28 protein-coding genes, 4 tRNA genes and 1 riboswitch are annotated in these 25,042 nt (G+C 33.9%); of the genes, 13 read left to right on the plus strand and 19 right to left on the minus strand.

All coding sequences use genetic code 11. The features are described 5' to 3' along the window. Positions 1–2,421 precede the first annotated feature (2,421 nt). The 3 genes from C3L50_RS15805 (at position 2,422) to C3L50_RS15815 (ending at position 4,323) form a co-directional block, all read left to right on the plus strand. On the plus strand, positions 2,422–2,991 hold the full coding sequence (locus C3L50_RS15805; protein WP_103807157.1) for a pseudouridine synthase: 570 nt from the start codon (positions 2,422–2,424) through the stop codon (positions 2,989–2,991). A 65-nt stretch (positions 2,992–3,056) separates the two neighbouring features. After that, positions 3,057–3,509, plus strand: coding sequence for a tRNA (cytidine(34)-2'-O)-methyltransferase (locus C3L50_RS15810; RefSeq protein WP_103807182.1), 453 nt, complete (start codon positions 3,057–3,059; stop codon positions 3,507–3,509). A 4-nt stretch (positions 3,510–3,513) separates the two neighbouring features. After that, on the plus strand, positions 3,514–4,323 hold the full coding sequence (locus C3L50_RS15815) for a hypothetical protein (RefSeq protein ID WP_103807158.1): 810 nt from the start codon (positions 3,514–3,516) through the stop codon (positions 4,321–4,323). Here C3L50_RS15815 and C3L50_RS15820 read toward each other — a convergent pair. The 3 genes from C3L50_RS15820 to C3L50_RS15830 all read right to left on the minus strand — a co-directional run bounded on the left by C3L50_RS15820 (position 4,320) and on the right by C3L50_RS15830 (position 7,470). Beyond that, positions 4,320–5,102, minus strand: a complete 783-nt coding sequence (locus C3L50_RS15820; RefSeq protein WP_103807159.1) for an ABC transporter ATP-binding protein — start codon at positions 5,100–5,102, stop codon at positions 4,320–4,322. The genes C3L50_RS15815 and C3L50_RS15820 overlap by 4 nt on opposite strands. Continuing rightward, positions 5,102–6,133 carry an iron ABC transporter permease gene (locus C3L50_RS15825; protein ID WP_103807160.1) on the minus strand — a complete coding sequence of 344 codons (1,032 nt, stop codon included), beginning with the start codon at positions 6,131–6,133 and terminating at the stop codon, positions 5,102–5,104. The genes C3L50_RS15820 and C3L50_RS15825 overlap by 1 nt, the downstream gene beginning before the upstream one ends. 197 nt (positions 6,134–6,330) lie before the next feature. Next, positions 6,331–7,470: an ABC transporter substrate-binding protein gene (locus C3L50_RS15830; protein ID WP_103807161.1), complete on the minus strand. Its 1,140-nt coding sequence runs from the start codon at positions 7,468–7,470 to the stop codon at positions 6,331–6,333. Between the two features lie 261 nt (positions 7,471–7,731). Beyond that, a riboswitch (cobalamin riboswitch) is annotated at positions 7,732–8,069 on the plus strand. Between the two features lie 79 nt (positions 8,070–8,148). Here C3L50_RS15830 and C3L50_RS15835 point away from each other — a divergent pair. Next, entirely contained in the window at positions 8,149–10,089 is a 1,941-nt protein-coding gene (locus tag C3L50_RS15835; RefSeq protein WP_243400404.1) for a TonB-dependent receptor plug domain-containing protein, read from the plus strand. A 69-nt stretch (positions 10,090–10,158) separates the two neighbouring features. Here the strand turns inward: C3L50_RS15835 and C3L50_RS15840 are convergent, their stop codons facing one another. After that, the gene (locus C3L50_RS15840; RefSeq protein ID WP_103807162.1) at positions 10,159–11,634 is read right to left on the minus strand and encodes a S41 family peptidase; all 1,476 of its coding nucleotides are present in this window, start codon (positions 11,632–11,634) and stop codon (positions 10,159–10,161) included. Positions 11,635–11,808: 174 nt separating this feature from the next. Here C3L50_RS15840 and C3L50_RS15845 point away from each other — a divergent pair, with 174 nt between their 5' ends. After that, entirely contained in the window at positions 11,809–12,336 is a 528-nt protein-coding gene (locus tag C3L50_RS15845; protein ID WP_103807163.1) for a DUF4252 domain-containing protein, read from the plus strand. 81 nt (positions 12,337–12,417) lie between these two features. On the opposite strand, the gene C3L50_RS15850 is transcribed toward C3L50_RS15845, so the two are convergent. From C3L50_RS15850 to C3L50_RS15865, 4 genes are all read right to left on the minus strand, one after another. Continuing rightward, a complete protein-coding gene (locus C3L50_RS15850; protein ID WP_103807164.1) occupies positions 12,418–12,750 on the minus strand; it encodes a hypothetical protein in 333 nt (110 codons plus the stop codon). A 311-nt stretch (positions 12,751–13,061) separates the two neighbouring features. Then, positions 13,062–13,144 (minus strand) — tRNA-Leu (locus tag C3L50_RS15855). 44 nt (positions 13,145–13,188) lie between these two features. Beyond that, positions 13,189–13,261: transfer RNA gene (locus tag C3L50_RS15860), tRNA-Lys, on the minus strand. Between the two features lie 38 nt (positions 13,262–13,299). Continuing rightward, a tRNA-Lys gene (locus C3L50_RS15865) sits at positions 13,300–13,372 on the minus strand. 127 nt (positions 13,373–13,499) lie between these two features. On the opposite strand from C3L50_RS15865, the gene C3L50_RS15870 reads away from it, so the two are divergent. Then, entirely contained in the window at positions 13,500–14,018 is a 519-nt protein-coding gene (locus C3L50_RS15870; RefSeq protein ID WP_103807165.1) for a shikimate kinase, read from the plus strand. Here the strand turns inward: C3L50_RS15870 and C3L50_RS15875 are convergent. After that, positions 14,010–14,510 (minus strand): phosphoribosyltransferase domain-containing protein, encoded by a 501-nt coding sequence (locus C3L50_RS15875; protein ID WP_103807166.1) that lies wholly within the window; start codon positions 14,508–14,510, stop codon positions 14,010–14,012. The two genes, C3L50_RS15870 and C3L50_RS15875, sit on opposite strands and share 9 nt — an antisense overlap. Positions 14,511–14,583: 73 nt before the next feature. After that, positions 14,584–14,967 carry an RNA-binding S4 domain-containing protein gene (locus C3L50_RS15880; RefSeq protein WP_103807184.1) on the minus strand — a complete coding sequence of 128 codons (384 nt, stop codon included), beginning with the start codon at positions 14,965–14,967 and terminating at the stop codon, positions 14,584–14,586. Positions 14,968–15,046: 79 nt separating this feature from the next. On the opposite strand from C3L50_RS15880, the gene C3L50_RS15885 reads away from it, so the two are divergent. After that, a complete protein-coding gene (locus C3L50_RS15885) occupies positions 15,047–16,156 on the plus strand; it encodes an FKBP-type peptidyl-prolyl cis-trans isomerase (protein WP_103807167.1) in 1,110 nt (369 codons plus the stop codon). Between the two features lie 77 nt (positions 16,157–16,233). Here C3L50_RS15885 and C3L50_RS15890 read toward each other — a convergent pair whose 3' ends face one another. The 8 genes from C3L50_RS15890 to C3L50_RS15925 all read right to left on the minus strand — a co-directional run bounded on the left by C3L50_RS15890 (position 16,234) and on the right by C3L50_RS15925 (position 20,877). Continuing rightward, positions 16,234–16,476, minus strand: coding sequence for a hypothetical protein (locus C3L50_RS15890; RefSeq protein WP_103807168.1), 243 nt, complete (start codon positions 16,474–16,476; stop codon positions 16,234–16,236). Further along, positions 16,476–16,790, minus strand: a complete 315-nt coding sequence (locus tag C3L50_RS15895; protein WP_103807169.1) for a rhodanese-like domain-containing protein — start codon at positions 16,788–16,790, stop codon at positions 16,476–16,478. The genes C3L50_RS15890 and C3L50_RS15895 overlap by 1 nt, the downstream gene beginning before the upstream one ends. A gap of 6 nt (positions 16,791–16,796) precedes the next feature. Next, a complete protein-coding gene (locus C3L50_RS15900) occupies positions 16,797–17,075 on the minus strand; it encodes a rhodanese-like domain-containing protein (RefSeq protein ID WP_243400405.1) in 279 nt (92 codons plus the stop codon). A 195-nt stretch (positions 17,076–17,270) separates the two neighbouring features. Further along, complete coding sequence (locus tag C3L50_RS15905; protein ID WP_103807171.1) at positions 17,271–17,627, minus strand: bleomycin resistance protein; 357 nt, start codon at positions 17,625–17,627, stop codon at positions 17,271–17,273. A 55-nt stretch (positions 17,628–17,682) separates the two neighbouring features. Next, complete coding sequence (locus C3L50_RS15910; RefSeq protein WP_103807172.1) at positions 17,683–17,895, minus strand: hypothetical protein; 213 nt, start codon at positions 17,893–17,895, stop codon at positions 17,683–17,685. A gap of 39 nt (positions 17,896–17,934) precedes the next feature. Next, positions 17,935–18,234, minus strand: coding sequence for a hypothetical protein (locus tag C3L50_RS15915; RefSeq protein WP_133158904.1), 300 nt, complete (start codon positions 18,232–18,234; stop codon positions 17,935–17,937). A gap of 161 nt (positions 18,235–18,395) precedes the next feature. After that, positions 18,396–19,622 (minus strand): glycogen synthase, encoded by a 1,227-nt coding sequence (gene glgA / locus C3L50_RS15920; RefSeq protein WP_103807174.1) that lies wholly within the window; start codon positions 19,620–19,622, stop codon positions 18,396–18,398. A 157-nt stretch (positions 19,623–19,779) separates the two neighbouring features. Then, positions 19,780–20,877 (minus strand): bifunctional methionine sulfoxide reductase B/A protein, encoded by a 1,098-nt coding sequence (locus C3L50_RS15925; protein WP_103807175.1) that lies wholly within the window; start codon positions 20,875–20,877, stop codon positions 19,780–19,782. Positions 20,878–21,029: 152 nt separating this feature from the next. On the opposite strand from C3L50_RS15925, the gene idi reads away from it, so the two are divergent. The 6 genes from idi (at position 21,030) to C3L50_RS15955 (ending at position 23,959) form a co-directional block, all read left to right on the plus strand. Beyond that, complete coding sequence (gene idi / locus C3L50_RS15930; protein WP_103807176.1) at positions 21,030–21,557, plus strand: isopentenyl-diphosphate Delta-isomerase; 528 nt, start codon at positions 21,030–21,032, stop codon at positions 21,555–21,557. A gap of 41 nt (positions 21,558–21,598) precedes the next feature. After that, complete coding sequence (locus C3L50_RS15935) at positions 21,599–22,009, plus strand: 6-pyruvoyl trahydropterin synthase family protein (RefSeq protein WP_103807177.1); 411 nt, start codon at positions 21,599–21,601, stop codon at positions 22,007–22,009. Further along, entirely contained in the window at positions 22,009–22,464 is a 456-nt protein-coding gene (locus tag C3L50_RS15940) for a peroxiredoxin (protein WP_103807178.1), read from the plus strand. The genes C3L50_RS15935 and C3L50_RS15940 overlap by 1 nt, the downstream gene beginning before the upstream one ends. Before the next feature lie 50 nt (positions 22,465–22,514). Beyond that, a complete protein-coding gene (locus C3L50_RS15945; protein WP_103807179.1) occupies positions 22,515–23,483 on the plus strand; it encodes a type I phosphomannose isomerase catalytic subunit in 969 nt (322 codons plus the stop codon). Positions 23,484–23,540: 57 nt separating this feature from the next. Further along, on the plus strand, positions 23,541–23,810 hold the full coding sequence (locus C3L50_RS15950; protein ID WP_103807180.1) for a hypothetical protein: 270 nt from the start codon (positions 23,541–23,543) through the stop codon (positions 23,808–23,810). A 75-nt stretch (positions 23,811–23,885) separates the two neighbouring features. Beyond that, positions 23,886–23,959, plus strand: a tRNA-Thr gene (locus tag C3L50_RS15955). Positions 23,960–24,093: 134 nt separating this feature from the next. Here C3L50_RS15955 and C3L50_RS15960 read toward each other — a convergent pair. After that, on the minus strand, positions 24,094–24,804 hold the full coding sequence (locus C3L50_RS15960; protein WP_103807181.1) for a DUF4369 domain-containing protein: 711 nt from the start codon (positions 24,802–24,804) through the stop codon (positions 24,094–24,096). Positions 24,805–25,042: the final 238 nt, after the last annotated feature.

Raw genomic sequence — 25,042 nt, forward strand, 5'->3', positions numbered from 1 at the left:
CATTTTCGTTGATTGAAGATGCAGACAAAGCAATGTCGGTTGGGGCTTCGTTCAGATTGTTTATTGTAATTGTAAATGCTTTTTCGAAAGTCAAACTTCCTTGGTCTGTTGTGCGAATACGAACAGAATACGAAGATTTAGTTTCAAAATCAGGACTGGCCGTGATTCTCAAACTACTTCCAGAAATATTGAAAGAGGCATTATCCGTACTTCCTGTTCCAGCTACTAAACTGTAAGTGAAAGTATTTCCTGCATNAGTATTTGTTACGACTACAGGTGAAGCTAGCGCAAAAGAGTTTATGCTATGATTGGTGCTAGACTGATCTCCCATGTATCCACCAGCACTGATATAAAATCTTACCTCGTCTACATTTTGAAAGGCAGATGTTAAGATTATCGTTTTTGGGTTATAACCTGAATCAAAACCATCAAAAGTGGTAGAAGCCACTTCAATGCCGTCCCTATAACCCTTTACTGTATTAGTAAAAGAGGAGGTTTCTCCCCAGTTGTAATATACAAACTGGTTAAGACGAAACTCATTGCCATTGACTGATTTTATTGCCATTCCTTTTGACCCTGCATTGTTTTCATTGGTTAGACCAGAATAGGATGAGCTAGAACTTCCCATAAAAGAATTGTTTTGCCAAGATAATGCGGGTAGTAAAGTTCCGTTGCTATTTGAAATATTATATATCTGTATATCAATATCGGATATAGTTTGAGAACCTCCTTCTCCATCGCTTGCAATATCATCGCTGGTAATGGCTGCTGGATTACTGGTAAATGTTAATGTTGGAGAGGTGCTGAGTAAAACTCCTTCGACAAGATCATTGATAGTAACAGTAAAAACTTTTTCAAAAAACAAACTTCCTTGGTCTGTTGTACGAATACGAACAGAATACGAAGATTTAGTTTCAAAATCAGGACTAGCAGTGATTCTTAAACTACTTCCAGAAATATTGAAAGCTGCATTATCTGTACTTCCTGTTCCAGCAACCAAAGTATAAGTGAAAGTATTGGCTGCATCAGCATCTGTAGAAGATAAAGTTCCTACAGTTGAATTAGCAGCTACATTTTCGTTGATTGCAGAAGCCGAAAGTGTTATGTTTGTTGGTGCAGTGTTGGGACTAGTTACAGTAAAAATCGGGTTGGTTCCAGGAAAGTATGTCCCCCCAGGAGTGATGTTGTATGTTGTGGTTTCGTTTGTAGTCCAGTTGCTTATGGTGCAAATTGCAGCCTGTAGGCTTGCTTTTGTTCCTGATCGTGTTCCTAAATAGACATTGTTATCGCCGTGATATCCTCCGCTAGAAGGATCTCTATTAAGTGCAATAGCAGTTAATCCCAGAGTAAGAGAAGGAGGTAAATAGGAATTATTATTATTTGGTTGGTTCCCATTTCCAGTCGGAATAAATTGTCCTGCTGGCTGATCCTGACCAAAAAAAGTGGTAGCAAATGTATTTACCCAGCCAAATACAAACTGACTTACAGATGTAGGGGAACTTCCTTGATAAATAAACCAGTTGTCACCACCAGATGGAATCGGACAGCTAGCCGGAGTTGTAAATGTCCAGCCTGTAACGTTAACAGTGCCTGGTAAGCCAGAAACGGCAGGAGTTACTCCTCCAGTAATTGAAAATTTAGTAACTGTTCCAGCAGGCATAGCAGAAGTTAACGTCCAAGCAATCGAGCCTTCTGCTGTATTCGCTACAGAAGTGGTTCCAAAAGTACTAGTAGCTTCATCATATCCATAATCAGTTATTCTGATTTCAGTACCTGCTGACATAGGAACAAGATTTACGATAGTCATTTCATAAGGGATAATATCGTAATTAGTACCAATAATAGCAATATCACCAGCAGCCAAAGTAGTTTGAGCTTGTAAGGATGCAAACAAATTTAGAAAACATCCTAGAAGAAGTATTTTTTTCATCATAATATTTTTTTATTAACGGTTAAGGGACTGTTTTGTGTTTGCAATATCGATTAAACATCATTTTTCATCGATAAAATACAAATATATAAAAATAAGTACGTAAAAACGTTGTTTTTTGTAAAAATTATTAATTTGAATTATGTAACTGTAATAAAAGTTAGACTAACTATAAAATGGTAATAGAATGATCAAAAAAACTATTTTTTTACTAGTAAAATTAATATGGGTTTTCATTCTAATGCTTGAAATGTATATCTATGCAGATTTATAAAAAAAAAGTTTTTTTAGATTTGAATAAAAAATAATTAAAATAAAATCGATTTGTTTTTCTAAAGTAAAACTATAATTTTATTAGAAAGCATATCGAATTATTGAGACTAGACAAGAATTATTTGTCACGAAAGAAGTAATATTTGCTATTAAATCACTTCTTAAAAAAATCTTAGAAAGAAGATATGTTATCTTTGCCTTCTGAAAACAAAATTATAATGCTTCACCGTCATTTCATCCTCCACAAACCTTACGGCTATTTGAGTCAATTTGTTTATGAATTGAAACGAAAGAAAAAACTCTTGGGAGAATTGCACGATTTTCCAGCAGGAACAATGGCCATTGGTCGCCTCGATGAAGATTCCGAAGGCTTACTTTTGTTGACAACTGATGGGAAAGTAAGTGAACAAGTTCGGTCTAAAAAAGTCGATAAAGAATATTACGTTCAAGTGGATGGAGTTATCACACAAGAAGCGATTGATATGATAAAAGAAGGTGTCGAAATAGGTTTTGATGGCGGAAAATACAAAACCAAAAAATGCGAATCCAGACTAATTACTGAAATTCCAGACTTTGGACCGAGAGGAAAAAAAATAAGGGACGAACGTCACGGGCCAACCTCTTGGGCTTCCATCACGGTTAACGAAGGTAAGTTTCGACAAGTTCGAAAAATGACGGCAGCAGTTGGTTTTCCTACTTTAAGATTAGTAAGAGTTCGAATAGGAAACGTATATTTGAATGATTTAAAAGCGGGAGAAGTTAGAGAAATTATGAATTATGAGTTGTGAGTTTTTTCAATAATAAATTTTAATTGCAATTACCCAAAACCCAAAACCCAAAACCCAAAACAAGAATGTTAAACATCGTTTTAGTAGAACCTGAAATCCCCAACAATACAGGAAATATTGGTCGTTTGTGCGTAGGTACAGAAAGTCGTTTGCACCTGATTCACCCTTTTGGATTTGTAATCAATGATAAAAATCTGAAACGTTCTGGACTCGATTATTGGGTGCATTTGGATGTAACCGAATATCAAAACGTTGAAGAATGGATAACCCAAATTCCAGACAAATCCAGAGTTTTCTTGATGAGTTCCCACGCCGATAAATCCATTTACGAAGCCGAATTCCAAGAGGGTGATTGGTTGGTTTTTGGTAAAGAAAGTGTGGGATTAAGTAAAGAAGTTTTGAGTAAATTCGAAAATCATTTAACCATACCAATGTCGAAATTAATTCGTAGTTTTAATATAGCCAATTCGGTTGCCTTTGTGGTGGGCGAGGCGAAGAGGCAGATTAGATTGAAGTAGTTTTATGGAAGGTAATGTAACTGTTAATCAGGCTTTGAATAGGGGAAGGTGGCAATTGAAATATTTGCCGATGATTGTTACTTTTGGTTGTATTATTGGTTGTTTTTTTCTCGTTGAATATACTTTTTTAGGAGGTTTTATTATACCTATTGGATTTGTTTTAGGTTTTTCAATGGGTTGGCTTGTGTGGAGCTATTATGTTATGGAATGGAAAATTTGGGCTTATGAGAATGTTAGAAATATTCACGAATTACAAAGAAAAGCAGTCGAAGAAAAACTGATTTGGGAAACTGGAAGTTGGTTTGAAAAAACAGAATTTAAAAACTACCAGCAAAAGCAAAAGTTATATCAATTGGAGAAAAAATTTCTTGAAAAAGATGTTTATAAAGATGATATTTCAGTGCCTAAAGAAACTATAATTTATTATTCAAGAAAGACAATTTTATTAATGCTAGTTGTATTTTTGGGTCTTGGTTTTTTTGGAGTTTTTCTTTTATTTGAAAAAGAATATTTGGGATTGTTGTTTTTAGGAATTGGCATATACTTTTCATTTGACCAAGCAAAAAAATTAAGAGATAAAAATCCGCAAATTGTTCTGAATGATAAAGGAATTAAATTGAAAAATGAAAATCTAGTTTCTTGGAATAAGATTTTTAATGATCGCGTTTTTAGTGAAAGTAACGGTAAAAGTTCTACTAATTATTTAACATTTAATGCTGAAAAAATTGTAATTGATGAGTTGACAATTGAATATGAGGAATTAGAAAACTTACTCCACGTTTATAGAGTTCGGTACGAAAAATATAATTATTAAGAAATCACAAACTTCCCTTTTTCACTGTCAAAAACGATATGTTCATCCTTAAATAAAGTGTCGAAACTGCCTTTCATAATCAAATTACAAGGTTGGTCTTGCACTGTGTTTTCGGGCGTCATAATAATCATTTCGTCGCTCAATTGTATCGCCATATCGATATCGTGAGTCGAAAACAGAATACATTTTTCCGTTTCTTGGGTTAGTTTTTTCAATAGTTTTAGGAGCGCTACTTTGTGTAATAAATCCAAGTGTGTGGTAGGTTCGTCCAAAATGATTAAGGGTGTATCTTGCGCCAAAGCTCTTGAAATTAATACGATTTGCAATTGTCCATCACTAATTTCGTAATGTTTTTTGGATGCTAAATGCTCGATTTGAGTCAGTGCAATCGCTTCGTTAATTTTGGCAATGTCGTTCTCGGTTAGTGTTCCAATCCAATTAGTATAAGGCTGACGACCTAAAGCTACAAGTTCCCAAACTGTGAGATTGCTTGGTGGTAATTTTTCGGTTAGAACTACACTTAAATTTTGTGCCAAAGTCAAGGAATCTAATTCGTGGATGTTCTTTTTATTCAAAAAAACAGTTCCTGAAAGCGGTTTTTGTATTCCTGTAATGGTTCTCAACAAAGTCGATTTTCCTATACCGTTTGCCCCAATTAAAGCAATCAGTTTTCCTTTTTCTAAAGACAAATTAATGTTTGAAGCAATGCTGTTTTTCTCTTTTTTGGAAGTATAGCCAATGCTTAAATTGGAAGTTTGTAAGATGATTTTGTTTTCCATTAATTCATCATTTTACGTTTTCGTAGCAATAGCCAAATCACGATGGGTGCACCAAATAGTGAAGTCACTGCGTTAATAGGCAAAGTAACATCACTTCCAGGAAGTTGCGAAATGCTGTCGCAAATCAGCAGGATAATGGCTCCCAAAAGCAAGGTGCTCCAGAATAAAATAGTATGATTGCTGGTTTGAAAAACCAATTTAGCAATGTGCGGCACCGCCAATCCAATAAAAGCAATTGGCCCTGCAAAAGCCGTAATGCTTCCAGTGAGAATACTGGTGGCAAGAATAATAATCAAGCGAGTTTTTTTGTAGTTCATTCCCATACTTCGGGCGTAGTTTTCGCCAAGCAACAAAGCATTCAGGGATTTAATATTCAAAAGGCTCATAAATAAACCAATTATAATACAAACCAATAAAATTACAATCGACGACCAAGCTAAATTACCCAGATTACCCAACGACCAAAAAGTAAATTTCTGCAATTGTTCGGCGGTACTTAAATAGGTTAATGTTCCCACAATAGCATTGGTCAAGCTCCCAAACATCAATCCGACAATTAGAATTGCCATTGTGTTTTTCAAACTTTGCGAAACCGATAAAACAGCCAATAAAACCAAGAAACTTCCCAAACTTGAAGCTAAGATAATTCCATAAGACGAAAGTAAGAACGAAGCTAAAAAAGGAGGCAAAAAACCTGCTCCCAAAATAACCGTTGCCACACCCAAACTTGCTCCAGAACTCAATCCTAAAACATCGGGTCCAGCCAATGGATTTCGGAATAAGGTTTGCATCAATAATCCGCTAATCGCTAATCCCATTCCGACTAATACAGCCGTGATGGCTTTGGGTAATCGATAGTTAACGATGATGTAATCCCAAGTTTCTTTGCTGGAATTCCCTCCAGTCAAGCTGTTGAAAACATCTTTTATTGGAATAGAAACCGAACCCAAGCTGATGTTCAATACCAATAGCAATAGCAATGACAATGTCAAAAGGGAGAATAAAAGGGTATTTCGGTTTTTGTTTTGCAAGTTTGATTTGTTTATTGTGCCGTCTGTTCGAGTGTTATATTAAAAAATGCGATAGCTTTTTTTAATAAAATGTATCGAGAACTTAACTATTATAGGCTTCTCGATACAATTTTTAACATTAAAGCTGTCGCATTAATGTTAAAAATCACTCGAAGTGACGAGCGGAATTTGTTATTTTTCTATTATATTAATTATTATCATTCCAATTTCTGAAAGAAAAACAATTTATGATTCGGTAACAATTCGGGATGAAAGATTTTGATTAAATCTTTCAACACCCAGTCGGGGCGAGTAGGGGACCATTCGAAATAAATGATACCTCCTTTTGCACCTTTTTTTATCGCATACGAATATACTTTTTTATTTTTGAACGAAGCAAATTGATTGTAATGTGGATTGCTTTTGCTCATTTCTTTCAAGCTTGAAAAATCTCCGGGTGCAATCCAGAAATCAGCGTTTTGAGCTTTTTCTAAAACGGCTTCAAACGGTACAGATGAACTTCCGTTTCCTTTGGTGTCTGCCCATAAATACTGTGATTGAGCATCTTTCAAAAACAAGGCTGCCCAACTTTCGCCTTGCGGAACATACCATTGATCTTGATACATTGCGCCACACAAAACTGTTGGTTTTTGAGTCACTTTTTGAGCTAAAGCCAATGTCGAATTGTATTCTTTTACAATGTCAGAAAAAATGGTATTTGCTTTAGAATCTAAGCCATATAAGACTCCGAAGAACTTAATCCATTCGGCTTTTCCTAACGGAGATTGTTCAGTCCAATCGCCGTTGAGTATCACTTTTAGTCCGCTTTTTTGTAGATTGTCCAAAGAGGGATTGCTATTGTTCAAACCAAAACTCACAATCAAATTGGGATTCATATCTATTAAAACTTCGGTATTTAGGCTTTCGTTTTTACCCACATCTCGAACTTTTCCGGTGTCAATTCGTTTTCGTGTTTTTTCGGATGAAATGTAATTCGTATCAGGAAAACCTACTAAAGTATTTTCTACGCCTAATAATTCCAATGCTGGAATGTGGGTTGTTGAGGTCACCACAATCGATTTTAGCGGAATTTGAATTAGCGGAAATTGCTTCAAACTATCGGGAATAATTCCGTTTTTTTCTTGCAGAATATAGGTAAAACTTTCTTTGGCTTCTGGCCAAGGATTGGTGATTTTTAGTATTGTAAATCCTAGGTGTTTATAGATTTCCAGTCCTTCGGCATACTGAATTTCATTTTCTGAAGTAGCAATTGTCTTTTCCTTTTTTGGATTTTCTTTGCATTGAATGAACAACAAAAAGACTAAAAAGTAAAACGCAGTATTTTGAACGGATTTCATTTAATGAATTTTTTACAAAAGTATTGTTTTGTTGGCACAAAAATAAACTTGTGTAACTTTTGATACATTTTTGGCAATGCAAAGAAAGTAATTTTGCTAGAAACTATCTATGAGAGACAATTCAAACACTTTTATGTATGTCGTGGCAGGAATAATAGTCTTGCATTTTTTAGTTGGATTTATTTGGTTGATTGTCAAGCTTTCAAAAAAGAAAGAGAACAAAGAGGATTGATTTTATTTTTTTATTCAAAACTTAGAACTACATTTGCCGCCGTATTGAGGTTGCTGTTTTATTTTTTTGAAACCGCATTAAAAGGGAAGAGAGTGATTGAAGATTGTAGATTAACGATTTTTGATTTCAGATTTTAAATCCGAAATCATTATTCAAAAATCAAAATTCAAAAATCTCGCGCTGTACCCGCAACTGTAAGCTAAAAAGCTTGTTGTTATCTACAAAACCACTGTTTGGAAGTGGGAGGTTAGAACGTAGAGGTTAGAAGTTAAATACTTCTTACTTCGTATTTCTAATTTCTAACTTAGAATGGGAAGGTAAACAACAAGACGCAAGCCAGGAGACCTGCCTAATACATCGAGTATCAAACTTTCGGGAAAAAAGGTTTGGGTATGGGTCATTCTATGCTTTTCTCCCATTTTTATTATTAAAAATGTTTTATTAAAATGAACAACAAAATCGTTCGTATTAGTGCGTTATTCGTACTAATGACTAACTGTGTTTTTGCGCAACAAAAAGACAGTATTGCATCCAAAACTGAATTGGATGAAGTAGTAATTTCGGATTCAAAATTTGCTTTGGCAAAGGAAAAATCAGGAAAAATAATTACTAAAATCACTTCCGAAGATTTAAAAATGAAGGAAGGACAAAGTGTAGCTGCCATTCTAAATTCGGTTGCTGGTGTCGAAATCAACGGAAGCCAAAGTGCTGCCGGGAAAAATTTGGGTTACTACATTCGTGGTGGAAAAAGTAATCAAGTCCTGATTCTTATTGACGGAATTCCGGTTACTGATGCTTCGGGAATTAGTTTTGAATATGACTTGAGATTACTTCCTGCGGAGCAAGTGGAAAGTATCGAAATTATGAAAGGCGCTTCGAGTACTTTGTATGGAACGGGTGCTGCGACAGGTTTAATCAATATCCGTTTGAAAAAAGCAGGCAAAAAAGCCATTCAAGGAAGTGGCTATTGGAATTTGGGAACCTATAACACGGCTTCTACTTCAAAAACTAATCCACAGGATTACAATCAAGGGTTTTCGGTAAACGGAAACATCAATAAAGTGAATTATTTTGCTTCATTGAATAGTACAGAGACTACTGGAATGTCGCAAATTGCTGAGCCAAATGAAAACATCAAATATGAAGCCGATCGCTTTTCGAGAATCAATTATTTGGGGAAAATTGGCTATAAACCAACCAATAAATTGAACTTGGATTTCTTTGGAAACTACGACAAAATCAACAATGATTATGACGGAGGCTTTGACAATACAGGAGCAAACGATGTAATTCAAAATCATTCAAAATCAGAACAATTTCGTTTTGGATTCTTGCCAAAATACAAATACAACAGAGGTGAATTTGTTTTGAATTCGAGTTTTAACAAAATGGTACGTTCTTACGATGAATTGGATTCTTATTCAGGAACGGTTGGCTTGTCTCAATACGAATCCAGGAGCGTGAATGTGGATGCCTACAATAAATACGAGATTGCAAAATCATTGTTTTTGGTTGCTGGAGCACAATACCAATTTCACGATATGAATAGTGCAACGCCTTATGGTGGAGTCGCCAAAGGAAATGCCAAATTCAATATGATTGACCCTTATGTTACGGGAGTTTATACTTCGGGTTTTGGATTGAATGTCAATGCTGGAGCACGATGGAACATTCATAGCGAATATGGAAATCAAGTGGTTTATAATCTGAATCCTTCTTATGATTTTAAAGCATTTCCGTTAAAAGTTTTGGCTTCTTATAGCACGGCATTCGTGACGCCAAGTTTGTATCAATTGTATTCTCCTTATGGAAATACGGCTTTGACTCCAGAAAAAAACACTACTGCCGAAGCTGGTTTTGAAACGAATTTTCTAGATAAAAAAGTACGTTTTTCTGCTGTTGGGTTTTATCGGGAACAAACCGATTTTATTGGGTTTTCGTCTGCCTATAAATACATCAATATTGAAGGAACGAACAAGGCTAAAGGTGTTGAAACAGAAATTACTTTGGCTTTAAGCCAAAAATTAAAATGGATTTCCAATTATACTTTTACCCAAGTCGATAAAGCTTTGGACAGATTGATTTCAAAACATAAAGTGAATTCGTCTTTGGATTATCAAATTTTTACAAGAACTACTTTTAATGTCAATTATCAGTATGTTGATGGTAGAAATGATGCTTTCTTCGATGGAAATACTTTCGGTACTCAAAACGTAGTTTTGGGTTCTTACCAATTGGTAAATGCCTCTTTGAATTATGAATTAATTAAAAACAGATTGAGTCTTTTTGGTGCGGCTACTAATCTTTTAAATGAAGAATTTTTTGAAAATGTAGGGTACAATACTTTGGGTAGAAACTTTAAATTAGGGTTAAATATTAAGTTGTAATTTTAAGATTTAACAACCATAAAAAAGGCTTTCAGTGATGAAAGCCTTTTTTGCATTTATGTTTTTATTTTATTCCAAAGCTTTCAATAGACCTTCGGGAGCTTTGTCTAAATACATTTGATTTTGAATTCCGTTTGTAGATTTTGAATCTTTGAAATAATCAAATTGGACACCAGGAACGGTTTGTTTTGTTTTTGCAGTTCCAGTGATTTTGCCAACAGCAAGATTTAACAAAGGTTCTGAAGTACTGCCAAGAACATCAAGAGTGCTTAGTGTTTCTTTTGATTGAAAGGTTGGAACTAAACCACTTTGATAGTCTCCATAACCTACTGAATTGACAATTTTCAGCACCAAAGGTTGCATCGCATAACGGTGATTTGGATTTCTATTTTCTTTTCCAAAAGTTGGCGAATCATATAAAGTAACTGAGCCTACATTTTTACCCACAGTAACATCGCCTATTTGAACCACATTAATATAAGGTTTCAAACCGTTAATTACCAACTCGCTTGCCGAAGCAGTTGCTGCCGAAGTCAGAATATAAATTTTGGTCATATTTAGACTATTAATAGGTGTAGTTCCCATTTTGTCAACAAAAAGATTTTTTAGGGATTCAGGGTCATTGGCATTAAAATAGGATTCTATTTTAGCATTCCATTGCTCCTTGGCAAATACTTTCCCTGTAAAAGTTCCTGTAATCATACTAGCCAATCTCGTTGCAGTTTGAATAGAACCGCCGCCGTTGTATCTTAAATCAAGAACTAAATCGGTAATTCCTTGTGATTTTAATGTTCCAAAAGCATCATTTAGTTGACTGTCATAATTTGAATAAAAACCATTGTACATCAAATAACCAATTTTATGCGAACCAGAAACAATAACTTTATTAATTAGTATTGGATTTTCGTCCAAAACAGTTTTTGTCAACGCTACTGATTTTCCGTTTGGAGTAAAAGCACCGCCATTGATGTCGGCCATATTTAAAGTATAGTCGTTGTTGGAACCAAAGAGTAATGCTTGGTAATTGTTTATAGTAAGTTGAGTTCCATTTACACCATAAAAAATATCACCACGTTTGATGCTTTTTGTAGAGGCATCCGAACCAGGTATAATATAGCGTACCCAACCAAATATTTCTGATGAACCTGTAGATTTTCGGCTTAGGCCAAATTCTACTCCGTTATTATTAGTAGTTCCTTGAAGTTGTCCTTCTAATTCTAAATAATCATCTACAATCCAGCTAAAACGATCAACCGCTTCTGTAGCAGGATAAAGGCTTTCGGGTTTGTAGAGTAAACTTTCGAATAAATTTTCGGGTTTAGAATATCCATTCAAAAAAGTGTTTAATTCTGTCTGATTTTTGAATTTAGCATCCGATAAATTAGGTACATCGGCTTGCCATAAATAGTACAAATTCAGTCCTTTCCATATAAAATCGTTAACTTCTAAGCTAACAGGTGCAGCTACATCGTCTTGGTCTTGACAGCTTTGAAAAACAAATGAAGCTAAAAAAAATACGATTATAAGTTTGAAAGTTGTTTTCATATTTTGAATTTGATAGGTCTAACGTAAAAGTACGAATTTAAAATTTTAACATTATCTTTATTAGCAAAAGTTATTCCAAATTAATAATAAAATCATAAAATTTAGAATTTTATTGTATTGGCACAGCCTTTGTTATTATTTTGCTATATTTATAAAATAGTATAACACAAAAAAATGAAAAAAATTATAGTAACAGCAGTATTAGTTTTGGTTTCGAATGTGTTTTTCGCACAATCGGTTTTTGACAAATATGAAGGTCAGGATGATGTGGCATCGATTATAGTCAACAAAAAAATGTTTCAAATGATGGGAAGCGTAAAAGTGGATGCCAATGACAAAGAAACTCAGCAATATCTTAACTTGATGAGGAAATTAGATAATCTAAAAGTTTTTTCTACATCGAATGCGAAAGTTTCGTCCCAAATGAAAGTAACAGCAGATCAATATTATAAAACTGCTGGTTTAGAAGAGTTGATGCGAGTGGATAATGGGGATAAAAATCTTAAAATTTGGGTAAAATCTGGAGCAACAGAAAATCAAATTAAAGAGCTTTTAGTTTATAATGCTGGTGCTAACAAGGAAAATCAAACGGTTTTAATGTCCTTGACGGGTAATTTTACTTTGAACGAAATTGTGGTTTTAATTGATAAAATGAAAATTCCTGGCGGCGTCGATTTAAAAAATGCAACTAAGGGAAAATAATCTTTTAGTTGATTGTGTAAACAAAAAAAAGAGCAACCTCAATTGAAAGTTGCTCTTTTTTTTGTTTGAATTATTCAAAGTCTAGAGTGTTTTGTATAAATCAATGCTTTTTTGTGAAATTTGAGATAATTTATATTTTTTGAATAACATATCGAAGTACAATTTCGATTTTTGAAAATCTTTGTCATTGTAATAATACAAACCTAAATATTCAAACATTTCAATAGAAGCATATCCTTTCTCGATAATCCTTTCATAAGTTTTTCGAACGTCAATAAGAGCTACTTTTTGTTTGCTAATAGAATCGTAAATAACGGTTTGAGATTTGACTTCGAAAGTTGTCAATGCAATCAATGAAAATGTCAAAAACAATGTTTTATTTATTTTTGATTCCAATGTAATTTTGGTTTGCATTAATACAATTTTATTTAAAGAGGACAGCTAAATTACATTTATATAATCAATATGCAAATTTCAGAGGATTATTTTTATTAAAACCGTGCTAATTTTGATTTTTTAAAGAAATGTATGATTTTTTGGTGTAGTAGATATAAAAAAATCCTAACAACATAATTTTAAAGTTATTAGGATTTTATTTTTAATCTAAAAGTGACCACGGTGGAATTGACTTCGTCTTTCCCACAAAGCTCCGCTTTGAAAACAAAGAAGGCATAAAAAATAGTCTAAGCAAGCTTTCTATTTTTTATGCCTTCTTTGTTTATTCGTGACCACGGTGGGATTTGAACCCACACGCCCTTACGAGCACCACCCCCTCAAGATGGCAAGTCTACCGTTTCTCCACGTGGCCGAAAATAAGTAGAGACGTTGCAAGCAACGTCTCTATTTTAATTGTGACCCGACTGGGGCTCGAACCCAGGACCCCATCATTAAAAGTGATGTGCTCTACCAACTGAGCTATCGAGTCATTGATTCAAGAAAAGTATTTGATAATCACAAATTTTGTGACCCGACTGGGGCTCGAACCCAGGACCCCATCATTAAAAGTGATGTGCTCTACCAACTGAGCTATCGAGTCTTTTTCTTTTCTTGAATGCGGGTGCAAATATAAGGGCTTTTTTTATATTTTTCAAAGCTATTTTATTATAAATTTGCTTTTTTTAATCAAAAGAACTTAATGCCTTATATTATAAGGCTTTATTAATATGAAAAAAATTATTTTATTAGGTTATATGGGTTGTGGAAAGTCCACAATTGCCAATAGATTGTCAAAAATCACCGAAATTCCTTTCGTAGATTTGGATAAAAGCATCGAGGAAAAAACGAATTTGACTATAAATGAAATTTTCGAACAACAGGGTGAAATTTATTTTCGAAAGTTGGAGCGCGAAGTTTTGATTGATTTGATAAACGCTTCTGGCGATATGATTATTGGTTTGGGAGGCGGTACTCCTTGTTATGCAAATAATCACGAATTGTTGAAAGGCGAAAATATTGTGTCGATTTACTTAAAGGCTACGGTTGATACTTTGTTTGAAAGATTGGTTTCTAATAAAAGCAAACGCCCGCTTATTGCCAATAAAACCGATGATGAGATGAAGGAATTCATAGCTAAACACCTTTTCGATAGAAGTTTTTATTACAATCAGGCACAATATAAATTGGCTATCGATGGCAAATCGAAAGACGAAACTACTCAGGATATTTTGGATATTTTAGCATAAATAAGCATAATTTTCGCCGTTTTCATTAAAGACAACTTCAACGTTGTCTAATGAAGATGTCGAAAGCGAAATACCTTTAAAATCAGCTTTTACAGGATACTTTTTGTGATTTCGATCTACAAGTACAGCAGTTTTGAATTTCTTTAGGGGCACATCTAGAAAATGTCTAACGGCATAAATTAAGGTTGTTCCTGAATTCAAAACATCATCTACTAAGACTAAACCTTTATTCGAATATTCTTCTTTGGTTAATGACGTTTTTACTATTGTTTCGGGTTGATGTTTGTTAATGTGTACTTCACAAAGCGAAACTTTGAGTGGAGAAATGGTAAGCAGCACCTCGGCGATTTTATTAGCAAATGAAAAGCCATTGGAAGTAATTCCAGCAATCACAATTTCTTCTTCATCTACAAAAGTTTCAAAGATTTGGTAAGCAATTCTTCTGATTTTATGTTCAATTTCCTGATTTGTTAAGATGATGTTTTTGCTCATTTTTTTAGGTATTGGGTTCTTGGTGTTGGGTCAAATTTCGTAAAAAAAATATCGTCTGTCAACTTTAAATTTTTTATTCTTCATCGCTGTGTATTTCATTGCCATAATCATCTATGTCACGTCTGTCTTTTTTGGTTGGTCTTCCCGTTCCATTTTTTCGATAATGCTCTTTGGATAATTTTAATAATTCTAAATGTTCATAGGCTTCGGCTGGTGTTTCGTTTTTTCGATACACATCCACTAATTTGGCTCCAACACGATTCTCTGGAATGTCCAGAACGGTTATGATTTGGGTGATTTGGTCTTTTCTAAACGTAATTTTATCAGTAGGAAAAACTTCCTTCGATGGTTTGGCAATTTGCCCATTTACAGTAACATGATTTTTTTTACAGGCTTCGGTAACCATATTTCTGGTTTTATAATATCGCACGCACCATAAATATTTATCTATTCTCATATATTTTCCAAAATCGAAGTTAAATTCTGCACAAAAATAAATCAAAATTGTATCTTGCGCACTTAAAAAATTAGTTATAATGAACAAATTTAAGCTTTATTTTATAGTATTAATTACATCACTTTCTTTATTTTCATGTCACAAGAATGATACTGAGCCCATTGAGCCACCACGAGATTTTGCAGTTCAATATGCCACAGACATTGCCAATATTGAAGACTATTTGAAAACCAATTATTTCGAGGTAGTTAATCACCCAGGTTATGCTGATGATCAGGATGTTACAATTGCTAAATTGCCTACAGATGGAAGTAAGGTTTCGATAATGTCTTATTTAGATGCGCCAACTTACCCTAAGCTATTAAAAAAAGAAGTGAATCTTCATGGTATTAAATACGCAATATATTATTTGGTTTTAAGACCAGGAGTAGGTATTTCTCCTTGTAATGTTGATGGTGTTTTAGCCTCATACCGAGGAACATATTTAAGCCGTAGTACTGCTACAGCAACAACTCCATCAGAACTTACGGCGACTTTTTTTGAAGAAGTGAAAAATCCACAATCCTTTTTAAGTCTTAATGGTGTGATTACTGGATGGAGTGAGACTTTTCCACTTTTTAAAACAGGGACAGCAGTTATAAATGCTGATGGAACAGTAACTAACACTAATTTTGGTGCGGGAGTTATGTTTCTTCCTTCTGGACTTGGATATTATAGTTCGGGTTCAGGTTCTATTCCTGCCTATTCTCCTTTAGTATTTAGTTTTAAATTGTACGACATTCAAAGATTGGATCAAGATAATGATGGTGTGTTTTCATTTCAAGAAGACAGAGATGGTGATGGATTTATGTATGATTATAGAAGTACAGTTAATTATCCAACCGCTCCTGCTGATTTAGTTAAATATGCCGATGATACTGATAAAGATGGAGTGCCTGATTATCTTGATATAGATGACGATGGAGATAACTATACGACCAAACTAGAGATTACAAAACCAGAAGGGACTAATTCAGGTTTAAGTCTTTATTTTCCTTATGATCCAATAGTTGATAATCCGTTGACTACTGTTGTAGAAACTGAGACCAAAGGAATTCCTTCTTATTCAGCCGCTGGAACTCCAGATTATACATCACCCGGAAGATTAAGAATTCATCTTGATAAAGACCATCATGCAGCAAAACCTTAATTAGGTTAAATAAAAATACAAAACCTCGAAAGATTAGTCTTTCGAGGTTTTTTTTGAAAGTAAAAATAAAATGTTTTTTATTTTATTTCTTCGTATTCTACTTCTTCAATAGAATCAGAATTATTTTTCTTTAAGGGAATCGAACAACCTTTAGCACCACAACAACCTTTATTGGTTATGGCTTGAAATATAAAAAAGGCTGCAAAAAAACCGCTTAAAATACTGAGGGTTTTTACTGCTTGAACGGCAATATAAATTCCAAGACCCAAGCGTATTATTCGCATGAAATTCCAATCTGTGAGTAGGGTTTCTTTATCCATTATATTTTATTTTGAAGACTGCTCCATCCGCCACCATTATAAACTTGAGTAAAACCATTGGCTGTCAAAATACTTTTTGCCGAAGCACTTCGCATTCCTGAAGCACAACAAGTGATGATAGGCTGATTTTTGTCTTTTAATTTACCTAAATTATTTCTCAAAGTATCTACCGAAATATTGATAGAACCTTTGATGTGTCCGCCATTATATTCTCTTTTAGAACGTACGTCTAAAATTATAGCTCCATTTTTAATCAATTCGGAATAGTTTACACTAGGTCCAATCCCGAATATTTTTTTTAATGTGTTAATCATTTCTATTTAGTTGTTATTTGATTTGTAATAATTTACGTTTAGCCAAGAACCGCCATTGTAGCATTCGATGCCCAATTGCGATAAATAATGATGCGCTTGACCACTTCGTCCGCCCGAGGCACAACACAATATTAATGGGGCTTTAAGGGATTTTAACTCCTCTATTTTTGAAGGAATTTCATTTAGAGGAATGTTGATCGAACCTGCTACACTGCCGCCGCAAAATTCTTCATATGTTCTTACATCTACAATAGTGCCTAGATTTGCTGCGATTATTTTTTCCATTTCCATTTATTTTCCATTTAAATTTTAAAAGCGTACTGAATTTATTTGGCAAAAGTAAAGTGAGAATTGTTTGCAGACAGTAACTTAGGTTACACAAATGAAAATTTGTGTTTTGTTTGGGAAAAAGACATAAAAAATCCGAAGTTTTAGGCTTCGGATGGAATGATGAGATTTTCCTAATCGTTTTATTAAGTTTTATATACTTTGCCCAAAAGTCAGCAAGTTGTTGTCTGGGTCTAGAACAGAAAATTCCTTTTGTCCCCAAGGTTTATTTCCTAATTGTCCATTGGGATGGATGCTTGTTTTATTATCCAATAAAGTTTGGTAAAAGTTATCAATATCATTTGTTCGGATGTAAACTTGGCCATAGTTTTCTTTAGGATCTAGTGTTTTGAACTCAAAAAAATGAATTTGAATGCCGTCTTTTTGCATCATTAAATAGCCATCATAATCAGCACTGCCAAATTCTTGAAAGCCTAACTTATCGCTGTAAAAGTTCCTTGTTGCCTTTTTGTTGCGCATGGGTAACTTTGGATGAATGTGGGTAAGCATATTTGATGGATTTTTTTTTAAGTTTAATTAATTTAATATATGTAGTTTATTAATATTATGTTGGCCCCATTCCGTCTCTAAAAATAATTGCTAAACTGATGGAGTACAGAATAAAAGAAATAATTACACCAAGAATTAAACCCAATATGATTCGGAAAAGCTTTTTAATTTCTAAAAATTTCCAACACAAAAAGGTGCAAATTAATGGAGATAAAAACATTAAAAACCATAAGATTTGACCAATAATATCTTTAGAATCTTCGCTCATTTTTATTGTTTTTTTACTCAATTCTCAAAATTCATTACGTTAATCCATTTTTACCAAAACAAATTCGTAATCTTTGCCGTACATTTTGCTTTTTACCTTTACATATTCACATTGTGTTGCTATAATTTCAGTTGTCAAAAATTCTCCAATTTTTTTATCATAATCAGGTATTGTGATTTCTAAAATAGTTGTTTTATATTCACATGGATTTATGAATTCCATTTTAGATTTTACATAATATTTTCCATCCGAAACATATTCTGTTTGGATTCCGTTTTTCACAATCATATAGTACTCTTTTGGATCATAATTTGTACTTCCAAATTTCCCATTTTTCATTATTTCACAATTTGTCTCTTTGTCAGGTTCTAAAAAAATGTTATTTTGAGCATTTACTGAATTATAGAATACCAATAGAAAAAATATATATTTTTTCATTTTAATGTCATTTTTTTCTTTTTGTTATATTCGTGGTTATAGAGTTGAGAATTATATTTGACCTAAGCCTTCTCCTTCACAAAACCATCAATCACTTTTTGGTAATAATCATAAGTAGTTTTGGCGATCGATTCCCAACTGAAAATTTTCAAAACACGTTCTCTTCCAGCTTTTCCCATTTGGGTGGCGAGGGCTTCGTCGTCTAATAAAATATTAATTTTGGCAGCAAAGGCTTTCTGGAAAGCGTCTGGATGGGCTGGATTAAAATCGGTTCTAGAAACACTTTCGAGTGGTATCAAATAACCCGATTCTCCTTCGACAATAATTTCTGGAATTCCACCCACATGACTTCCTACGACTGGCGTTTCGCAAGCCATAGCTTCGAGATTGATGATGCCAAAAGGTTCGTACAATGAAGGACATGCAAAAACACGAGCGTGACTGTAAAGCACTTTTATTTTTTCGCGAGGCAACATTTCCGAGATTAAAATGACGCCATCTCTTTCTTTGCACAAATCGGCAATCAGTGCTTCGGTTTCTTCGGCAATTTCCTTGGTGTCGGGAGCTCCAGCACAAAGTACGATTTGGCAATTTTTATTAAAATGTTTGGCTGCCGAAATCAATTGCGAAATTCCTTTTTGACGGGTAATACGCCCTACAAATAACACAAACGGAATGTTCGGATCAATTCCTAATTCTAAAAGCAATTTTTCGTCAAAAGTAGGTTGGTAAAATTCAGGGTCAATTCCGTTATGAATTACAGTTACTTTTTCAGGATTGACACCATAAGCTTCGACTACATCTTCTTTCATTTGTTGGCTCACGGCAATAATTCCATCGGCGGTGTTGTAAGCACTATTTTCTATCCAACGTGACAGAAAGTAGCCGTTTCCAAGTTGTTCTACTTTCCAAGGGCGATGCGTTTCCAAGCTGTGAGTGGTTAAAATCAATGGTGCTTGAAGCAATTCTCGAGTCATAATTCCAGCTAGATGCGTGTACCAAGTGTGGCAATGAATGACATCGGCCTCAGGTGTGGCTTGCGACATTTCGACATTTCGACTCATATTATGAAACATTTTGATGTGCGGATTGGCATCATCGACCATTTTTGTTAAGGAAGAATTAATGCCGCGAACGTGCATCGAATTAGTATCTACATTTTGGTCACCAAAACAGCGTACTTCTACCTGACCTAATTTGGCTAATTCTTGGCTTAAAAAATCGATGTGAACACCTGCTCCTCCGTAGATGTTTGGTGGAAATTCATTAGAAAAAAGCGCTATTTTCATTGTGTGAGAATTTTATATTGTGAAAGTAAATTGTAACTTATTTCAAATATAATAAATATCGCTTATCTATCACTATAACAACAATTGAAATGTCAATAAATTTTGAGGGTTGAAACCAAAAAAAAACGAAAAGAAATTTTCGGTTTTCAAGTCAATTTTATTTTTTCAATCGGTCTTTGAAAATTTTCTCAAATTTTTCGATTTTGGGTTGAATCACCATTTGACAATAGGGTTGATTTTTATTGTTTTGATAATAATTTTGATGATATTCTTCGGCTTTGTAGAATTGAGTTAGCGGTTCTATGGTTGTTACAACTTTACTGCTAAATACTTTTTCAGCATTTAATTGATCGATAATTGTGTGTGCTTCTTTTTCTTGTTTTGGATTAGCATAAAAAATTACCGAACGGTATTGCGTTCCCACATCGGCACCTTGACGGTTTAGCGTTGTCGGGTCGTGAACGGTAAAAAACACTTTGAAAATTTCGTCAATATTAGTAATGCTTGGGTCAAAAGTAATTTGCACTACTTCGGCGTGTCCTGTTGTTCCTGAGCAGACTTCTTCATAAGTAGGATTGGCTATTTTTCCTCCTGCAAATCCTGAAACCACTGACTTTACTCCGTTTAATTTCTCGTAAACGGCTTCCACACACCAATAACATCCGCCACCAAGGGTGATGGTTTCAAGATTATTTTTGTTTGCTAAAATGCCATCCGGAACAAAATCTAATGCAATTGAATTCATACAGTAACGTTTGCCAGTAGGAGCAGGTCCATCGTCAAAAAGATGACCTAAATGTCCGTCGCATCGACCACAAAGTGCTTCAATTCTTCTCATTCCATACGAATTGTCTGGCTTGTACACCACGCTATTTTTGTTGTCTTGTTCAAAAAAACTAGGCCAACCACAGCTACTAGCAAATTTTTGGTCGGATTTGAATAATTTATTGCCACAAGCGGCACAATAATAGGTGCCTTTTGCATCAGAATTCCATAGTTTTCCAGTAAAAGCTCTTTCGGTATCAGCGTTTCTTGAAACCGCATATAAATCTGGTGATAGTACTTTTTTCCATTCGGCATCTGAGACATTTAATTTAGTTGTGTCGGTATTGGAGTAATAAGGGTTTTCGGGTTTGTTGATTGTGTTTTCCATAGTTGTAGCTGTGTTTTTAGTATTTGAAGTTTGTCCGCAAGCTTGGAGCATAAATAGCGAAATCATTGCGAGTAAGATTCGAAATTGAATATTTTTTTTCATTTTTAGATTTTAAATTTTAAAATAAACCAAACTATTTAGAATGTTTAAAATTAAGCTTTTCAATTCTTAAACAGTCGTTAAACTTTTCACAAACTTTTTAGACCACAAAAACCAATTTCTTTTTTTGTATTTTTGGCAAGCTAAAAGAGATTATGGAAGAAGAGAATGTAATTTTGGTCAACCAAAATGATGAGCAAATAGGCTTGATGCCTAAAATGGAAGCACACGAAAAGGCAGTTTTGCATCGTGCTTTTTCTGTTTTTGTATTGAATGAAAAAAACGAGATAATGCTTCAACAACGGGCAAGTCATAAATATCACTCACCTTTGTTGTGGACGAATACGTGCTGTAGTCATCAACGCGATGGTGAAACCAATATTCAGGCTGGAAGTCGCCGATTGTTTGAGGAAATGGGTTTTGAAACCAGTTTGAAAGAATTGTTTCATTTTATTTACAAAGCACCATTCGATAACGGTTTGACCGAACATGAACTAGATCACGTAATGATTGGCTATTATAACTATTCACCTAAAATAAATCCTGACGAAGTTGAAAATTGGAAATGGATGAGCATTGAAGCTGTAGCAAAAGACATGCAATTACATCCCGAAATTTATACCGTTTGGTTCAAAATTATTTTCGATGAATTTTATCATTACTTAGAAGATCATAAGATTTGAGAATTCAGATTGCAATCCCAACTTTAAACCTTTAAACTCGAATGAAAGTCACCGTTTCCAGAAAAGCTCATTTTAACGCAGCCCATCGATTGTATCGAAAAGATTGGACTTTCGAACAAAACGATGCTGTTTTTGGCAAATGCAATAATCCTAATTTTCACGGACACAATTACGAATTAATAGTTAGTGTTACTGGTGAAATTAATCCAGAAACGGGTTATGTGATTGATATTAAAGATTTAAGTGATTTGATTTTGGAAGAAGTCGAAAAGCCTTTTGATCATAAAAACCTCAATTTAGATGTTCCTGAATTTGAAAACCTCAATCCAACTGCCGAGAATATTGTAGTTGTGATTTGGAATAAAATTCGAAAAAAAATAGAACCAGAGTTAGATTTAGAAGTGGTTTTATTTGAGACTCCAAGAAATTTTGTAACCTATAAAGGCGAATAATGGCATTACAAGTAGGAGATAAAATCCCTCATTTTAGCGTAAAAGATAATGTTGGCAACGATTTTAACTCTGAGTCAATTATTGGAAAGAAAGCTGTTGTGATTTATTTTTATCCAAAAGACAATACGCCAGGTTGCACTGCACAAGCTTGTAGTTTTCGAGATCAATACCAAGATTTTAAAGATTTAGGAGCCGAAGTTATTGGCATTAGTAGTGATAGTGTTACTTCTCACGAAAAATTCATCCAAAAATATAAATTACCCTTTATTTTGCTTTCGGATTCGGATAAAAAAATCAGGAATCTGTTTGGTGTAAAAACTAATTTGTTTGGTTTATTGCCCGGAAGAGTGACTTATGTTGCTGATCAGAATGGTATAATTCAAATGGTTTTTGATAGTTTATCGGCTACTAAACATATTCCGAAAGCTTTAGAAATGATTAAAAAAATAGTATAATAAAACTGCAAATAGTTTATTTTGCACTAACTTCAATTTGATTAAAACATATAAAAATGAAATTCTATCCATTACAATTTGAACCTATCCTAAAAGAAAGAATTTGGGGTGGCGAAAAGTTAAAAACAATATTAAACAAGCCCATTTCTTCTAAAATTACTGGCGAAAGCTGGGAAATATCAACTGTTGAAGGAGATGTAAGCGTAATTTCGAACGGAGATTTGGCTGGGAAATCGCTTAATGACATCATCAAATCCAATCCTGAAGAAGTTTTAGGTACGGAAGTTTATGCTAGATTTGGAAAACAATTTCCGTTGCTTTTTAAATATTTAGATGCACGTGAAGATTTGTCCATACAAGTTCATCCCAATGATGAGTTGGCTAAAAAGCGTCATAATTCTTTTGGAAAAACAGAAATGTGGTATGTGATGCAAGCCGACACAGATTCGAAATTAATTGTAGGTTTCAAAGAGGATTCTAATGCGGCAGAGTATTTAGAAAATCTAAAAAACAAAACACTACTTAGTATTTTGGATAATGTGGCTGTGCAAGTGGGCGATGTTTTCTTCCTTGAAACAGGTACTGTTCATGCCATTGGAGCTGGGATGGTAATTGCCGAAATTCAGCAAACTTCTGACATTACCTATCGTTTGTATGACTTTGATAGAAAAGATGCGGCAGGAAATGAAAGAGAATTGCACGTCGATTTAGCTTTGGATGCTATTAATTATAATAAAATTGACACCTATAAAAAATACAACAAAGAGCTAAATCAATCGAATGTTATGGTCGATTGTCCTTATTTTACCACTAATTTCCTTCCATTAGATGGTGAAGTTGCGGTAAACAAATCTGGAAATTCATTTACAGTGTATATGTGTGTTGAGGGAGATTTCGAACTGGAATTTGATGGAGTAAAAAGTAAATATATAAAAGGGGATACAATTTTAATTCCAGCTGCTTTGAAAAGTTTTGTCCTAAGAGGAAAAGGTTCACTTTTAGAAATTTATATTTCTTAGTCCGTAATACAAAGATTATGTGTACTTTTGCAAACGCAAATTAAAATTAAAAATAAAATGGCAAACGTTAAGAATTTAAAAAAGGACATCAACTACGTTTTAGGAGATATTATTGAAGCAGTTTACTTATTTGAAATTTCTACTACAGGAAAACCAACAGACGAAACTAACGCTTTAATTGATGAAGCAATCGCTGCTTTTGATGCTTTGATTACAAAAGTAAATGCTAAGAATGTTGAAAACAAAAAAGCCCATTTCAAACAAATAAATGTTGAATTGGAACAAACTGCAAATCAACTAATTGCTAAAATAAACGAATTACAGTAAAAAAAAGTCAATAAAAAGGTCTGTTTTTCTTTGGAAAATTAAAAATCAGACTTATATTTGCACCCGTAATGAGTCGCCAGCGTAGCTCAGTTGGCTAGAGCAGCTGATTTGTAATCAGCAGGTCGTGGGTTCGAGTCCCTCCGCCGGCTCAATTAGAAACCGTTCCTTTTTGGAGCGGTTTTTTTTTGGACAAAACTTATTGATGATAAGTTTTAGTAATGAAAACAAAAAACCCGTCTTGCTATTGAGAACAAGGCGGGTTTTCTGTTATTTGAAAGAAATGTTACTGTTGCTTTTTAATTTTAGCAATATATTCGGTTAGCTTTTTGCCATAAAGTGATTGTGCTACCTTTGGAGACATCGATTTTTGGATAGTATCTAAATATTTGATATTGATGTCATAAATGTCAGACAAAGCGATATAAGGTGCTACTTCGTATTCTTTGTTGTTGATGGCAAAATTGGTAGCAAAAAGGTATCTGCGTTTGGTGTTGTTGTCCTGTCTTGCACTTAAACTATCTACAGCTTTGGTATTACTACTTTTTAAAGCAAGGAACTTTTGTTGAATCATATCTAAATTTTCGTCTCTAAAACGAGTATTTATTTTTAGGTATTCTTCATATTTCTCTTGATTTTTAGAACCTGTAATTTTAGCACTTGAAATATAGGAATCTAAATTAGTGTCAATATTCATAGTTCCAGGTTCAGCAAAAAACAAAATATTATTGTCCATAGAATTTGTCACACCTCTGTCTAAAAATAAATATAGCATTTCGGGTGATTTTAAATCGATATCCGTTTCAAAACTAGAATTTCCATCAATTTTTATGGTGTCAAGAGCAACTAGACGTGAGTTCGCTATTCTTTGTATGTATAAAGTTCCTTTTTTTAATCCTTTGATATTTCCAGTTAAATGCAAATTGGTTTTAGATACTTCTTTGCTACAAGCAACTAAAAGTAAAAGTGTAAAGAATAGAACGATAGATTTTTTCATTGGTATTTATATTTTTTTGCAAAATAAAGAAAATTGCGCGAAATATGGACTATTGTCATTGAGTAATTTCATAAAAAAAACCAATCTATTTCTAAATTGGTTTTTTTAAGATTAATTTGTCTTGTCCTGAAATAACGATACACAAAATTCATCGTTATGGAAAACGCCCAAGAAAGCCGCTATGTAAAGCGCACCCAAAAGGACTACACAATGTCTTTTAAATTACAAATTGTTCAAG

The sequence above is a fragment of the Flavobacterium alvei genome (assembly GCF_002920895.1).
GTDB classification, from domain to species: domain Bacteria; phylum Bacteroidota; class Bacteroidia; order Flavobacteriales; family Flavobacteriaceae; genus Flavobacterium; species Flavobacterium alvei.

What these genes read in the sequence shown, in the direction of transcription:
- C3L50_RS15805 (WP_103807157.1), top strand. Translation starts at nt 2,422, where the DNA reads ATGCTTCACCGTCATTTCATCCTCCACAAACCTTACGGCTATTTGAGT.
- C3L50_RS15810 (WP_103807182.1), top strand. Translation starts at nt 3,057, where the DNA reads ATGTTAAACATCGTTTTAGTAGAACCTGAAATCCCCAACAATACAGGA.
- C3L50_RS15815 (WP_103807158.1), top strand. Translation starts at nt 3,514, where the DNA reads ATGGAAGGTAATGTAACTGTTAATCAGGCTTTGAATAGGGGAAGGTGG.
- C3L50_RS15820 (WP_103807159.1), bottom strand. Translation starts at nt 5,102, where the DNA reads ATGGAAAACAAAATCATCTTACAAACTTCCAATTTAAGCATTGGCTAT.
- C3L50_RS15830 (WP_103807161.1), bottom strand. Translation starts at nt 7,470, where the DNA reads ATGAAATCCGTTCAAAATACTGCGTTTTACTTTTTAGTCTTTTTGTTG.
- C3L50_RS15835 (WP_243400404.1), top strand. Translation starts at nt 8,149, where the DNA reads ATGAACAACAAAATCGTTCGTATTAGTGCGTTATTCGTACTAATGACT.
- C3L50_RS15840 (WP_103807162.1), bottom strand. Translation starts at nt 11,634, where the DNA reads ATGAAAACAACTTTCAAACTTATAATCGTATTTTTTTTAGCTTCATTT.
- C3L50_RS15845 (WP_103807163.1), top strand. Translation starts at nt 11,809, where the DNA reads ATGAAAAAAATTATAGTAACAGCAGTATTAGTTTTGGTTTCGAATGTG.
- C3L50_RS15850 (WP_103807164.1), bottom strand. Translation starts at nt 12,750, where the DNA reads ATGCAAACCAAAATTACATTGGAATCAAAAATAAATAAAACATTGTTT.
- C3L50_RS15870 (WP_103807165.1), top strand. Translation starts at nt 13,500, where the DNA reads ATGAAAAAAATTATTTTATTAGGTTATATGGGTTGTGGAAAGTCCACA.
- C3L50_RS15875 (WP_103807166.1), bottom strand. Translation starts at nt 14,510, where the DNA reads ATGAGCAAAAACATCATCTTAACAAATCAGGAAATTGAACATAAAATC.
- C3L50_RS15880 (WP_103807184.1), bottom strand. Translation starts at nt 14,967, where the DNA reads ATGAGAATAGATAAATATTTATGGTGCGTGCGATATTATAAAACCAGA.
- C3L50_RS15885 (WP_103807167.1), top strand. Translation starts at nt 15,047, where the DNA reads ATGAACAAATTTAAGCTTTATTTTATAGTATTAATTACATCACTTTCT.
- C3L50_RS15890 (WP_103807168.1), bottom strand. Translation starts at nt 16,476, where the DNA reads ATGGATAAAGAAACCCTACTCACAGATTGGAATTTCATGCGAATAATA.
- C3L50_RS15895 (WP_103807169.1), bottom strand. Translation starts at nt 16,790, where the DNA reads ATGATTAACACATTAAAAAAAATATTCGGGATTGGACCTAGTGTAAAC.
- C3L50_RS15900 (WP_243400405.1), bottom strand. Translation starts at nt 17,075, where the DNA reads ATGGAAAAAATAATCGCAGCAAATCTAGGCACTATTGTAGATGTAAGA.
- C3L50_RS15905 (WP_103807171.1), bottom strand. Translation starts at nt 17,627, where the DNA reads ATGCTTACCCACATTCATCCAAAGTTACCCATGCGCAACAAAAAGGCA.
- C3L50_RS15910 (WP_103807172.1), bottom strand. Translation starts at nt 17,895, where the DNA reads ATGAGCGAAGATTCTAAAGATATTATTGGTCAAATCTTATGGTTTTTA.
- C3L50_RS15915 (WP_133158904.1), bottom strand. Translation starts at nt 18,234, where the DNA reads ATGAAAAATGGGAAATTTGGAAGTACAAATTATGATCCAAAAGAGTAC.
- glgA (WP_103807174.1), bottom strand. Translation starts at nt 19,622, where the DNA reads ATGAAAATAGCGCTTTTTTCTAATGAATTTCCACCAAACATCTACGGA.
- C3L50_RS15925 (WP_103807175.1), bottom strand. Translation starts at nt 20,877, where the DNA reads ATGAAAAAAAATATTCAATTTCGAATCTTACTCGCAATGATTTCGCTA.
- idi (WP_103807176.1), top strand. Translation starts at nt 21,030, where the DNA reads ATGGAAGAAGAGAATGTAATTTTGGTCAACCAAAATGATGAGCAAATA.
- C3L50_RS15935 (WP_103807177.1), top strand. Translation starts at nt 21,599, where the DNA reads ATGAAAGTCACCGTTTCCAGAAAAGCTCATTTTAACGCAGCCCATCGA.
- C3L50_RS15940 (WP_103807178.1), top strand. Translation starts at nt 22,009, where the DNA reads ATGGCATTACAAGTAGGAGATAAAATCCCTCATTTTAGCGTAAAAGAT.
- C3L50_RS15950 (WP_103807180.1), top strand. Translation starts at nt 23,541, where the DNA reads ATGGCAAACGTTAAGAATTTAAAAAAGGACATCAACTACGTTTTAGGA.
- C3L50_RS15960 (WP_103807181.1), bottom strand. Translation starts at nt 24,804, where the DNA reads ATGAAAAAATCTATCGTTCTATTCTTTACACTTTTACTTTTAGTTGCT.